Source organism: Streptomyces sp. NPDC005485 (genome assembly GCF_040606085.1).
Lineage (GTDB): Bacteria > Actinomycetota > Actinomycetes > Streptomycetales > Streptomycetaceae > Streptomyces.
Map to the genome: position 1 here is coordinate 20,335 of NZ_JBEXDZ010000114.1, position 11,399 is coordinate 31,733.

General features: G+C 71.0%; 12 protein-coding genes. 3 read left to right on the forward strand and 9 right to left on the reverse strand.

The window, feature by feature from the left end:
- The first annotated feature begins 82 nt into the window (after nt 1–82).
- Nucleotides 83–790 (forward strand): TetR/AcrR family transcriptional regulator, encoded by a 708-nt coding sequence (locus tag ABZS97_RS30870; RefSeq protein ID WP_356142949.1) that lies wholly within the window; start codon nt 83–85, stop codon nt 788–790.
- 84 nt (nt 791–874) lie between these two features.
- On the opposite strand, the gene ABZS97_RS30875 is transcribed toward ABZS97_RS30870, so the two are convergent.
- The 6 genes from ABZS97_RS30875 to ABZS97_RS30900 all read right to left on the reverse strand — a co-directional run bounded on the left by ABZS97_RS30875 (nt 875) and on the right by ABZS97_RS30900 (nt 8,218).
- Nucleotides 875–3,055, reverse strand: coding sequence for a 3-hydroxyacyl-CoA dehydrogenase NAD-binding domain-containing protein (locus ABZS97_RS30875; RefSeq protein ID WP_356142929.1), 2,181 nt, complete (start codon nt 3,053–3,055; stop codon nt 875–877).
- A gap of 35 nt (nt 3,056–3,090) precedes the next feature.
- Entirely contained in the window at nt 3,091–4,305 is a 1,215-nt protein-coding gene (locus ABZS97_RS30880; protein WP_356142931.1) for an acetyl-CoA C-acetyltransferase, read from the reverse strand.
- A gap of 39 nt (nt 4,306–4,344) precedes the next feature.
- Nucleotides 4,345–5,487: an acyl-CoA dehydrogenase family protein gene (locus ABZS97_RS30885; RefSeq protein WP_356142933.1), complete on the reverse strand. Its 1,143-nt coding sequence runs from the start codon at nt 5,485–5,487 to the stop codon at nt 4,345–4,347.
- 14 nt (nt 5,488–5,501) lie between these two features.
- Complete coding sequence (locus ABZS97_RS30890) at nt 5,502–6,515, reverse strand: LLM class F420-dependent oxidoreductase (RefSeq protein ID WP_356142935.1); 1,014 nt, start codon at nt 6,513–6,515, stop codon at nt 5,502–5,504.
- Nucleotides 6,515–7,696 carry a CaiB/BaiF CoA-transferase family protein gene (locus ABZS97_RS30895; RefSeq protein WP_356142937.1) on the reverse strand — a complete coding sequence of 394 codons (1,182 nt, stop codon included), beginning with the start codon at nt 7,694–7,696 and terminating at the stop codon, nt 6,515–6,517. Before ABZS97_RS30895 ends, ABZS97_RS30890 begins: the two co-directional genes overlap by 1 nt.
- A 141-nt stretch (nt 7,697–7,837) precedes the next feature.
- The gene (locus ABZS97_RS30900; protein ID WP_356142939.1) at nt 7,838–8,218 is read right to left on the reverse strand and encodes an MmcQ/YjbR family DNA-binding protein; all 381 of its coding nucleotides are present in this window, start codon (nt 8,216–8,218) and stop codon (nt 7,838–7,840) included.
- An 84-nt stretch (nt 8,219–8,302) separates the two neighbouring features.
- Here ABZS97_RS30900 and ABZS97_RS30905 point away from each other — a divergent pair, with 84 nt between their 5' ends.
- On the forward strand, nt 8,303–9,487 hold the full coding sequence (locus tag ABZS97_RS30905) for a saccharopine dehydrogenase NADP-binding domain-containing protein (RefSeq protein ID WP_356142941.1): 1,185 nt from the start codon (nt 8,303–8,305) through the stop codon (nt 9,485–9,487).
- A 28-nt stretch (nt 9,488–9,515) separates the two neighbouring features.
- Here ABZS97_RS30905 and ABZS97_RS30910 read toward each other — a convergent pair whose 3' ends face one another.
- Both ABZS97_RS30910 and ABZS97_RS30915 read right to left on the reverse strand, forming a co-directional pair.
- Nucleotides 9,516–9,662 (reverse strand): hypothetical protein, encoded by a 147-nt coding sequence (locus tag ABZS97_RS30910; RefSeq protein WP_356142953.1) that lies wholly within the window; start codon nt 9,660–9,662, stop codon nt 9,516–9,518.
- 99 nt (nt 9,663–9,761) lie between these two features.
- The gene (locus tag ABZS97_RS30915) at nt 9,762–10,451 is read right to left on the reverse strand and encodes an endonuclease V (RefSeq protein WP_356142943.1); all 690 of its coding nucleotides are present in this window, start codon (nt 10,449–10,451) and stop codon (nt 9,762–9,764) included.
- A gap of 61 nt (nt 10,452–10,512) precedes the next feature.
- Between ABZS97_RS30915 and ABZS97_RS30920 the strand changes: the two genes are divergently transcribed.
- Nucleotides 10,513–10,809 (forward strand): YciI family protein, encoded by a 297-nt coding sequence (locus ABZS97_RS30920; RefSeq protein ID WP_356142945.1) that lies wholly within the window; start codon nt 10,513–10,515, stop codon nt 10,807–10,809.
- Nucleotides 10,810–10,837: 28 nt separating this feature from the next.
- Here the strand turns inward: ABZS97_RS30920 and ABZS97_RS30925 are convergent, their stop codons facing one another.
- On the reverse strand, nt 10,838–11,164 hold the full coding sequence (locus tag ABZS97_RS30925) for a plasmid stabilization protein (RefSeq protein WP_356142947.1): 327 nt from the start codon (nt 11,162–11,164) through the stop codon (nt 10,838–10,840).
- Between the last annotated feature and the right edge of the window lie 235 nt (nt 11,165–11,399).

The window sequence follows — 11,399 nt, forward strand, 5'->3', positions numbered from 1 at the left end:
ACGATAACACAGGACCGAACTACCGCTACCTCCAAATGCATAACATCGATACGGGACGCCGTAGACTGACCCCATGGACCCCATGGACCCGAGGGAACGCATCCTCAAGGCAGCTACCGACCTGCTGGTCTCCTCAGCGGACGCGGACTTCTCGACCCGCGCCGTGTGCGAGGCCGCCGGCGTCGGGGCACCCGTGCTCTACCGGCACTTCGGCGACAAGGCGGGTCTGCTGTCGGCGGTCGTGAACAGGGGTTTCGAGGAGTACCTGGCGTCCAAGCGCGCCGCACGGCCGAGCGCCGACCCCGTCCAGGACGTCAGGGACGGCTGGGACAACCACGTACGGTTCGCCCTCGCGCACCCCAACCACTACCGGGTGATGTTCTCCCCGGGGCTGCCCGTTCCGCCGGACGCGCTCAACGAGGCCCACCAGCTGCTGCGCGAGACGCTGGACCGTTGTGCGGTGGCCGGACGCCTGACGGTCGCGCTGGAGGCGGCCACACAGATGGTGATGTCCGCCAACACGGGTGTGGCGCTGTCCCTGGTGGCCCGCGCCGCCCACTATCCGGACACGGAGTTCTCCGGCCGTGTCCGTGACGCCGTCATCGACTCCATCACGCAGCCTCTCGCGCAGGAGGAGCAGCCGTCCGCGGCCGCCGACGGCGTCCCGGCCGCGGCCGCGACCCTCGGGGCCCGACTGCGCGTGGCGCCTCCCGCCGCACTCAGCGCGGCCGAGACCGGACTGCTCCACCAATGGCTGGACACACTGGCCCGCGGCGACGGCAGCGCCTGAGGCCTGTCCGGGCACGCCCGGGTCCGGCACGCAGAGGCGGCGTACCGCTGAGCGATACGCCGCCTCACCTCATCTCACGTCACGTCACTTCTTGGCGTCGCTGAACCTCTCGCCCTTCTCGGCCTTCTCGACCAGCAGGGCCGGGGGCGTGAACCGCTCGCCGTAGCGTTCGGCGAGCTCACGCGCGCGTGCGACGAATCCGGGGAGACCGCCTTCGTAGCCGTTGATGTACTGCAGGACACCGCCCGTCCAGCCCGGGAAGCCGATGCCGAAGATGGAGCCGATGTTGGCGTCGGCGACCGAGGTCAGGACGCCCTCTTCGAGGAGGCGGACGGTGTCCAGGGCCTCGGAGAAGAGCATGCGTTCCTGCATGTCCTCGAAGGGGATCTCGTGGCCGGGCTTGGTGAAGTGCTCGCGCAGGCCCGGCCACAGCTTGGCGCGCTTGCCGTCCGTGTAGTCGTAGAAGCCCGCGCCGCCGCTGCGTCCGGGCCGGCCGAACTCGTCGACCATGCGGTCGATGACGGCCTCGGCCGGGTGGGTCGCCCAGGTGCCGCCGGCCTCCTCGACGGCTCGCTTCGACTCGGCCCGGATCTTGCGCGGGAGGGTCAGCGTCAGTTCGTCCATGAGGGAGAGGACCTTGGCCGGGTAGCCCGCCTGTGCGGCGGCCTGCTCGACGGACGCGGGCTCGATGCCCTCACCGACCATCGCGACACCCTCGTTGATGAAGTGCCCGATGACGCGGGAGGTGAAGAAGCCGCGCGAGTCGTTGACGACGATCGGCGTCTTCTTGATCTGGCGGACCAGGTCGAAGGCGCGGGCCAGCGCCTCGTCGCCGGTGCGCTCGCCCTTGATGATCTCGACGAGCGGCATCTTGTCGACCGGCGAGAAGAAGTGCAGGCCGATGAAGTCGCCCTGGCGCTCCACGCCTTCGGCGAGGGCGGTGATCGGGAGCGTGGAGGTGTTGGAGCACAGGAGTGCGTCCGGCTCGACGATGTGCTGGATCTCCTGGAACACCTTGTGCTTGAGGGACGTGTCCTCGAAGACCGCCTCGATCACCGCGTCGCAGCCCGCCAGGTCGGCCGGGTCGGACGTGGGTGTGATGCGGGCCAGCAGCTCGTCCGCCTTCTCCTGCGTCGTACGGCCCCGGGAGACCGCCTTCGCGCAGAGCTTCTCGGAGTAGGCCTTGCCCTTGGCCGCGGCTTCCGCCGACACGTCCTTGAGGACGACCTCGATGCCCGCGCGGGCGCACGAGTAGGCGATGCCCGCGCCCATCATCCCGGCGCCGAGGACGGCGGCCCTGCGCACCGGGCGCGGCTCGATGCCCTGGGGGCGGTTCGCACCGGAGTTGACGGCCTGGAGGTCGAAGAAGAACGCCTGGATCATGTTCTTCGCGGTCTGGCCGGTGACCAGCTCGGTGAAGTAGCGCGCCTCGATGATCAGAGCGGTCTCGAAGTCGACCTGCGAGCCCTCGACGGCCGCCGCGAGGATGTTGCGGGGCGCCGGGTAGGGGGCGCCGTTCAGCTGCTTCTTCAGGTTGGCCGGGAAGGCGGGCAGGTTGGCGGCGAACTTCGGGTTCGCCGGTGTGCCGCCCGGGATCCGGTAGCCCGGGACGTCCCACGGCTGCCGCGACTCGGGGTTGGCGTCGATGAAGGCGCGCGCCTTGGCGAGCATCTCCTCGGGGGTGGCGGCCACTTCGTGGACGAGGCCGTTGTCCAGGGCGCGCTGCGGGGAGTACTGGGTGCCCTGGAGCAGCACCTTCAGCAGTGCGTCCGCGATGCCCATGAGGCGCACGGTGCGGGTGACGCCGCCGCCCGCCGGGAGCAGGCCGAGGGTGACCTCGGGCAGGCCGATCTTGGAGCCGGGGGCGTCGAGGGCGACGCGGTGGTGGGAGGCGAGGGCGATCTCGTAACCGCCGCCCAGGGCCGCGCCGTTGATGGCGGCGACGACGGGCTTGCCGAGGGTCTCGATGCGGCGCAGGGACGACTTGATGGCCGTACCGGTGTCGAAGGCGGCCTGGGCGTTCTCCGGGCCCGCCTTCATCATGTCCTTGAGATCGCCGCCCGCGAAGAAGGTCTTCTTGGCGGAGGTGTAGATGATCCCGCGGATGGAGTCCTTCTCGGCCTCGGCGCGGTCGGCGATCGCCGCGATCGAGTCCTTGAAGGCCTGGTTCATGGTGTTCGCGGACTGGTTGGGGTCGTCGAGGACGAGGGTGACGACACCGGTCTCGTCCTGTTCCCAGCGGATGGTGGTGGGCTCAGTGCTCATGAGGGGGCTGCTCCGTAAGGATCCGTTGGGGAAGGTCAGAGACGCTCGACGATGGTGGCGATGCCCATGCCGCCGCCCACGCACAGGGTGGCGAGTCCGAACCGCTTGTCCTGGCGCTCCAGTTCGTCGACGAGGGTGCCGAGGATCATCGCGCCGGTGGCGCCGAGCGGGTGGCCGAGCGCGATCGCGCCGCCGTTGACGTTGACCTTGTCCAGGGACAGGCCCATCTCGCGCACGAAGCGCAGCACGACGGCGGCGAAGGCCTCGTTGATCTCGACGAGGTCGATGTCGTCGATGGTCAGACCGGCCTTGGCGAGTGCCTTGCGGGTGGCGGGCGCGGGCCCGGTCAGCATGATCGTGGGCTCGGAGCCGGAGACGGCCGCGGAGACGATGCGGGCGCGCGGGGTCAGGCCGTAGCGCTCGCCGACCTCCTTCGTGCCGATGGCGACGAGGGAGGCGCCGTCCACGATGCCGGAGGAGTTGCCCGCGTGGTGGACGTGGTCGATCTCCTCGACCCAGTGGTACTTCTGCAGGGCCACGGCGTCGAAGCCGCCGAGCTCGCCGATGTCCTTGAAGGACGGCTTCAGCTTGGCGAGCGAGTCGGCGGTCGTGCCCGGGCGCAGGAACTCGTCGTGGTCGAGGATCACCAGGCCGCTGCGGTCCTTGACGGGGACGACGGACCGCTCGAAGCGGCCGTCCTTCCAGGCCGCGGCGGCGCGCTCCTGGGAGAGGGCCGCGTACTCGTCGACGTCGCGGCGGGTGAGGCCCTCAAGGGTCGCGATGAGGTCGGCGCCGATGCCCTGCGGCACGAAGTTGGTCGCCATGTTGGTCATCGGGTCGGCGAACCAGGCGCCGCCGTCGGAGGCCATCGGCACTCGCGACATCGACTCGACGCCACCGGCGAGCACCAGGTCCTCCCAGCCCGAACGGACCTTCATCGCGGCCAGGTTGACGGCCTCCAGGCCCGAGGCACAGAAGCGGTTCTCCTGGACGCCGGCGACCGTGTCGGGCAGTCCGGCGGCGATCGCGGCGATGCGGGCGATGTCGGAGCCCTGGTCGCCGACGGGGCCGACGACGCCGAGCACGATGTCGTCGATCGCGGCGGGGTCGAGGCTCGGGAAGCGGGCCTGGATCTCGTGGATGAGTCCGACGACGAGGTCGATGGGCTTGGTGCCGTGCAGGGCGCCGTTGGCCTTGCCGCGGCCGCGCGGGGTGCGGATCGCGTCGTACACATACGCTTCGGTGCTCACTGACAAGCCTTTCAGGAAGAGCCGGGAGGGCGGGGAGGGTTAGCCGAGCAGGGAACGGCCGATGATCTCCTTCATGATCTCGGTGGTCCCGCCGTAGATGGTCTGTATGCGTCCGTCGGTGAAGGCCTTGGCGACGCGGGTCTCGGTCATGTAGCCGTAGCCGCCGTGCAGTTGGAGGCAGCGGTCCGCGACGCGTTTTTGCAGTTCGGTGGCCCACCACTTGGCCATCGAGGCGTGCACGGCGTCGAGTTCGCCGTCGCTGTGGTCGGCTGTGCAGCGGTCGAGGAAGGTGCGGGTGACGGCGCACTCCGTGGCCATCTCGGCCACTTCGAAGCGGATGTGCTGGAGCTTGGCGAGCGGACGGCCGAAGGCCTCGCGCTCCTTGACGTACTCCGTGGTGATCTCCAGCAGGTGCTCGGCGGCGGCGATCGCGGAGACGGCGATGCTGAGGCGCTCCTGCGCGAGGTTGGTCATCAGGTGCACGAAGGCGCCGTTGAGGTCGCCGAGCAGGTTCTCCTTGGGCACGCGCACGTCGTGGAAGAACAACTCGGCGGTGTCCTGGGCCTTCTGGCCGATCTTGTCGAGGTTGCGGCCGCGTTCGAAGCCCTCGGTGCCGCGCTCGACGACCAGCAGGGAGAGCCCGTGGGCGCCGCCCTCGGGGCTCGTCCTCGCGACGACGATGACGAGGTCGGCGAGGATGCCGTTCGAGATGAACGTCTTGGAGCCGTTGAGCACCCAGTGGTCGCCGTGGTCCTCGGCCTGTGTCCTGATGCCCTGGAGGTCCGATCCGGCGCCGGGCTCGGTCATGGCGATCGCCGTGATGAGCGAGCCGTCGCAGAAGCCGGGCAGCCAGCGGCGCTTCTGCTCCTCGGTCGCGAGACCTGTCAGATAGGGCCCGATGATGTCGTTGTGCAGGCCGAGCGCGAGCCCGGCGGCTCCCGCGCGCGTGAACTCCTCGGCGAGTACGGCGCTGTAGCGGAAGTCGGGTTCACCGCCGCCCCCGTACTCCTCGGGCACGGCGAGCCCGAGGAGGCCCTGCTTGCCGGCCGCCCGCCAGGCGTCGCGCGAGACGATGCCGTCCTTCTCCCACTGCTCGTAGTGGGGCAGCACCTCCTTGGCGAGGAAGGTGCGGACGGTCTCGCGGAACGCGTCGTGCTCGGCGGTGAAGATCTGCCGCTTCATTGCCTCAAAGCCTCCTAGAGCCAGCTCTTGACGGTCTCGACCAGCCTGGCCGGCTCCGGTCCCACCGGCGTGACGTTGAGCATGGTCACTCCGGCCTCGCGGAAGGCCTCCACCCGCTCGCGCACGTAACCCTCCGGGCCGCACAGTGACATGAGTTCGCAGAACTCGTCCGGCACGGCGGCCTCGGCCTCCTTCTTGCGGCCGGACAGGTACAGCTCCTGGATCAGCGCGGCTTCCTTCTCGTAGCCGTACGCCGCGGCGAGGTCGTTGTAGAAGTTCTTGCCGGGCGCGCCCATCCCTCCTACGTAGAGGGCGATCTTGGGCCGCGCGAGATCCCGTACGGCCGCCGCGTCGGCGCCGATGGCGAGCAGTCCGCCCGCGACGGTCGCCAGCGGTCCGAGTGCGGGGTCCCGGCGCGCGGCACCCTCTGCCAGGGGTGGCCCCCACACGTGGTGGGCCTTCTCGGGGATGAAGAGGGTGGGCAGCCAGCCGTCGGCGAGTTCGGCAGTCATGCGGACGTTGGCGGGGCCCAGCGCGGCGACGTAGAGCGGGACTTCGGGGCGCACGGGCCTGGTGAGGATCTTCAGGGGTTTGCCGAGGCCGCCGGGGCGGGGCATGTCGGTGATGCCGTGGTGGTCGATGACCTCGCGGCGCAGGATGCGGCGGGTCAGCTCGATGGCCTCGCGGGTACGGCCCAGTGGCCTGTCGTACGGCTTCCCGTGCCAGCCCTCGACGACCTGCGGGCCCGAGGCGCCGAGGCCGATGATGGCGCGCCCGCCGGAGATCGCGTCGAGTCCTGCGGCGGTCTGGGCGATGAGGGCGGGGGTGCGGGAGTAGACGTTGAGGATCCCGGCGCCGATCTTCATGCGTTCGGTGCGGGCGGCCAGATAGCCCATGATCGACGGCGCGTCGAAGCCGTAGGCCTCGGCGACCCAGACGGCGTCCACACCGGCGGACTCCAGCGCGGCGACCTCGTCGGCGGCCGTTCGGGGGTCGCCCGCGTAGTCGAGCGGGAGGGAGAGCTCCATCAGTGGCCATCCTTGGTGAGGCCGTCCTTGGCGAGGTCGTCCTTGGCGAGGTCGTCCTTGGTGAGGTGGGGTACGTCCCAGTCTCGTGCCACGGCCTCGGTGTCGGCGCCCGGCTGCGCAGGGCCGCTGCGGACGGAGGTGGGCGTCGCGGAGAAGCGGGGCGCGGGGGCGGGCTGCGTGATGCCGCCGTGGTCGGTGAAGGTGCCGCGGGCGGCGAGGTGCGGGTGGGCCGGGGCCTCGCGCAGCGACAGGACCGGCGCCACGCACGCGTCGGAGCCCTCGAAGACGGCCGTCCACTCCTCGCGCGTACGGGTCCTGAAGCGGGCCGCGACACTCTCGCGCAGCTCGCCCCAGCGGGACACGTCCTTGCGGGCCGGGGCCTCGTCCCGGACGCCGAGCAGCGACACGAACTCGTCGTAGAACTGCTGCTCCAGGGCGCCCACCGCCATGTACTGCCCGTCGGCCGTCTCGTAGGTGCCGTAGAAGGGGCAGCCGCCGTCGAGGAGGTTGGCTCCGCGCCGATCCTGCCAGCCGCCGGCGGCGAGCATGCCGTGGATCATCGAGGTGAGGTGCGCGGTTCCGTCGACGATGGCGGCGTCGACGACCTGTCCGGTGCCGGTCGCGCGCGCGTGGTGCAGCGCGGCGAGGACACCGACGACGAGATACAGCGAACCGCCCGCGTAGTCACCGACCAGGTTGGCGGGGACCGCGGGTGGCTCGCCCGGATTCCCGATCATGCCGAGGGTGCCGGTCGGCGCGATGTAGGCGATGTCGTGTCCGGCCCGCTGGGCGAGCGGGCCCTGCTGGCCCCAGCCGGTCATCCGGCCGTAGACGAGCTTCGGGTTGCGGGCGTGGCAGTCCTCGGGGCCTACACCGAGGCGCTCGGCGACGCCCGGGCGGTAGCCCTCGACGAGGACGTTGGCGCGGTCGACGAGGTCGAGGACGCGGGCCGCGCCGTGCTCGCTCTTCAGGTCGACGACGACGGAACGCTTGTTGCGGTTGGTGATGTCGTACGCCGGGTCGATCGCGAGGCCGGCGCCGCCCGGGCGGTCCACGCGGACGACGTCCGCGCCGAGGTCGGCGAGGAGCATAGCGGCGAACGGGCCGGGGCCGATGCCCGCGAGCTCGACCACGCGCACGCCGGCGAGCGGACCGTGCCCTGGCGTCCCTGCTTCTGCCATCGAGCCCCCAGCACTGTGACACTACTGATGTGACATCAGCGATGTTAAGAACGTGTTCCACGTCAGACAAGCCTTGACGAGCAAGCGCTTAGTTAAATTACGCCGGGCAGACCGGCCCGGAGCGGGGCGAATCGGGGCGCTTCAGCGAGCGTCCAGCTCCGCGACCAGCTTCTTCGGCGCGATCACGCGGTAACTCTCCTCGACCCAGTCGCAGAGCAGCTCCGCGGCCGGGGCCCCGTGCCCGTCCAGGGGTATGCGCACCCAGCCCGCTTTGCCCAGGCCGTATCCGGCGGGCTCGGCTCCGGGCGAGGTCAGCGCGTGGGCGTGCGCCTCCTCGTCCTTGAGTTTGACCGTGAGGCCGAGTGGATGGCTGCCGTCGTCGACGCCGAGGAAGACGAACACCTTCTTGTTGACCTTCGCGACGGTCTCGCCCCAGGGGAACTCCTCGGCGGCGCCCGGCAGGCCGAGCGCGAAGGCGCGCACCTTCCGCCACCTCTTCAGCGCGTTCTCGGCCACGGCCACCTCCGACCTCGTTGTCCGGCTGCTCGTACCTCACGCTAGCCTCAGCCACCGACAACGGCGCGGGGCGCACGGCTGAGGGGTGTCATGAGCAGGCTGAAGACGACGGATCGCGCGTACGACCTGGTGCTCTTCGGAGCAACCGGCTTCGTCGGGACGCTCACCGCGGAGTACCTCGCCGCCCATGCGCCCGAAGGGCTGCGCTGGGCGATCGCCGGGCGCAGCACCTCCCGGCTGGAGCAGTTGCGGGAGCGGCTGGCCGACGCCTGCGGCTCCGAGGTCGGGGTGCTGCGGGCGGACGTGGCCGATCCGGAGTCGCTGCGCGAACTCGCCCGCCACGCGCGCGTGGTGGCCACGACGGTCGGGCCGTACCTGACGTACGGCGAGGAGCTGGTCGCCGCCTGCGCGGACGCCGGCACCGACTACGCCGACCTCACCGGTGAGCCGGAGTTCGTGGACCTGATGTACGTCCGGCACGACGCACGCGCGCGGGAGACCGGCGCGCGGATCGTGCACGCCTGCGGTTTCGACTCCATTCCGCACGACCTCGGCGCCTACTTCACCGTGCGGCAGCTCCCTGAGGGGGTGCCGCTGACCGTCGACGGATTCGTGCGCTCCCAGGCGATGTTCTCCGGCGGTACGTTCGCCTCCGCGCTCAACCAGTTCGCGCGCGGCAGGCACATGATCTCCGCCGCCCGGGACCGCAGGCGGCACGAACCGCGGCTGATGGGACGGCGGGCCGCCGCGCCGCCGAGCGCGCCGCGGTTCGCCAAGGAGATCGGCGCGTGGGCACTGCCGCTGCCCACCATCGACCCGCAGGTGGTGCAGCGTTCGGCGCGGGCACTGGAGCGGTACGGTCCGGACTTCCGCTACCGCCACTACGCGGCCGTCGAGAGCCTGCCCGTGGCGCTCGGTGGGGTCGCGGCCGTCGGCGCGATTTTCGCGGCCGCCCAACTGCCGCCCGCGCGGCGCTGGTTGTCGGACCGGGTAAGGCCCGGGGAGGGACCGAGCGCGGAGCGGCGTGCGAAGAGCTGGTTCTCGGTGCGGTTCGTGGGCGAGGGCGGCGGGCGGCGCGTGTTCACGGAGGTCGCGGGCGGCGACCCCGGCTACGACGAGACGGCCAAGATGCTCGCGGAGTCCGCGCTCTGTCTCGCCTTCGACGACCTGCCGGAGTCGGCCGGGCAGGTCACGACGGCGGTGGCGATGGGCGACGCGCTCACGGAACGGCTCCGCGGGGCGGGCATCACGTTCCGGGTCGCGGCCACCCGCTGACCGATCCGCGGCGCGCTCGACAACGTCCTTACTGCGCCCATCCCGTGACCGTGTAGACCATCGCGCCGATCCAGGCGACGCCGGCGATCACGGCGAGGATCAGTGCGGCCAGGACGGCACGCTCGACGGGCTGGACAGGGCTGGCGGCGGGCTTCGCGGCACGGTGCGTTGTCATGGGGCCCAGCCTGCCGATCATGGCCGGGCCCCACATCCGTACACGTACTCAGAACTCCTACTCAGCACTCGTACTCAGAGCGGACCTTCGCAACGGCCTTCAGAGGGTCGCTTCCTTCAGGGCACGCCGGCAGAGGGAGTCGGCTCGCCGGGTCGTCTCCGGGAGGCGGTATGCGGGAGTGAGCGCGAGCGTGTGCGCGCAGGCGGTGTCGAGGCTCACCCGGTGGCCCACGGAGACGAACACCGGTTTGATGCCGGGCCGGGTGCGCAGGGCGCGGCCTACCTCCTCGTCGCCCGCGAGGAGCGGGGAGGCGCTGCCGCGCGGGGTGCCGGGCTCCTCGTAGGTGAACGTGAAGGGGTTCTTGGCGACCCCGATCGTGGGGAGCCCGGTGAGCACGCCGAGGTGGCTCGCGAGGCCGAAGCGGCGTGGGTGGGCCAGGCCGTAGCCGTCGCAGACGACGAGGCCGGGCGGGCACTGCAGCGCGTCGAGCGCGGCCAGGACGGTCGGGATCTCGCGGAAGGCGAGCAGCCCGGGAACGTACGGGAAGGAGACCTGTCCGACGGCGGTGGCCTCGGCGACGACGCCGAGGCTCGCCGCGTCCAGCACGACGGCCGCGGCCACGACGACGTCGCGCTCGTCGTCGTACGCCACGTCGACGCCCGTCACATAGCCGGTGCCGGGCGGCGGCCCGGGCTCGTCGCGCACCACCCTCCCCCGCAACTCGTCCTGGACGGCGCGGGCTTGCTCTTCGGTCGCGGGCCAGCCCGCGGGGATCGCTACGGTCGTCATGGTGAGGACGAGCGTAAGGGCCGGCCCCGGCCCGTGTGCTCGCGGGAGTACGCTCGCGATCATGTTTCTTCTCGAACTGACGTACACCGCACCGCTGGAGGCCGTCGACGCCGCGCTGGAGGCGCATGTCGGTTGGCTCGACGAGCACTTCGCGGCGGGCGTCTTCCTGACCGCCGGGCGCAAGAACCCGCGGGACGGCGGAGTGATCCTCGCCGTCGCGGAGAGCCGCGCGCGGATCGAGGAGATCAGCGCCGGCGACCCGTTCGTCACCGCCGGTGTGTGCGAGTACCGGATAACGGAGTTCGTCGCGGTGAAGACCGCGCCCGCCCTGGAGGCGTACCGGGAGACACTGGCCTGAGCCGGGTGCCTCCCGGTCGCCCGCCGGGTCACTTGCCGCCGAGGGCGCGCTGCAGCTGCTGCTTGTTCATGTCCGAGCGGCCGTCGATGTTGCGCCGCTTGGCCTCTTCGTAGAGCTGGTCGTACGTCGGCCCCTGCGAGCCCTTGCCCGAGCGCTGCCCGCCACGCTTGCCGGACGACATGTCCTGGGTGGACGTCTTGCTCGCGCTCTTCGACTCGCCGGAGCGGGCGCGCTCCTTGTTGACGGTGCGCGCGGCGATCTCCTCGGCGCGCTTGTTGCTCTCGCCCCGGTCTCGCGCACTCTCCTTGATGTGCTCGTACTGGCGTTCCCGCTTGGCGTTCGAACCGCGTGGCATGACCGGTCACTTCCTTTCGGGGTGCGGTCACGCACGAGTACCCGTTTTCGCCGGGAACATCATCAGCGCTCCAGCCGGGCCACCCTGCCCTTCTCACCGGAGGCCCAGCAGGCCAGGTCGGGGGTGCAGTCCACGGTGTCCCCGGATGACCCCGTGCTCGCGCAGCTTGCGTACGCGCTCGTGCGCGGCCCCGGCGGACAGGCCGACCTCCTTGCCCAGCACGGCGTACGACCGG

Coding starts and splice junctions, on each gene's coding strand:
- ABZS97_RS30885 (WP_356142933.1), bottom strand. CDS start 5,487: ATGAAGCGGCAGATCTTCACCGCCGAGCACGACGCGTTCCGCGAGACC.
- ABZS97_RS30870 (WP_356142949.1), top strand. CDS start 83: ATGGACCCGAGGGAACGCATCCTCAAGGCAGCTACCGACCTGCTGGTC.
- ABZS97_RS30910 (WP_356142953.1), bottom strand. CDS start 9,662: ATGACAACGCACCGTGCCGCGAAGCCCGCCGCCAGCCCTGTCCAGCCC.
- ABZS97_RS30915 (WP_356142943.1), bottom strand. CDS start 10,451: ATGACGACCGTAGCGATCCCCGCGGGCTGGCCCGCGACCGAAGAGCAA.
- ABZS97_RS30920 (WP_356142945.1), top strand. CDS start 10,513: ATGTTTCTTCTCGAACTGACGTACACCGCACCGCTGGAGGCCGTCGAC.
- ABZS97_RS30925 (WP_356142947.1), bottom strand. CDS start 11,164: ATGCCACGCGGTTCGAACGCCAAGCGGGAACGCCAGTACGAGCACATC.
- ABZS97_RS30890 (WP_356142935.1), bottom strand. CDS start 6,515: ATGGAGCTCTCCCTCCCGCTCGACTACGCGGGCGACCCCCGAACGGCC.
- ABZS97_RS30905 (WP_356142941.1), top strand. CDS start 8,303: ATGAGCAGGCTGAAGACGACGGATCGCGCGTACGACCTGGTGCTCTTC.
- ABZS97_RS30875 (WP_356142929.1), bottom strand. CDS start 3,055: ATGAGCACTGAGCCCACCACCATCCGCTGGGAACAGGACGAGACCGGT.
- ABZS97_RS30895 (WP_356142937.1), bottom strand. CDS start 7,696: ATGGCAGAAGCAGGGACGCCAGGGCACGGTCCGCTCGCCGGCGTGCGC.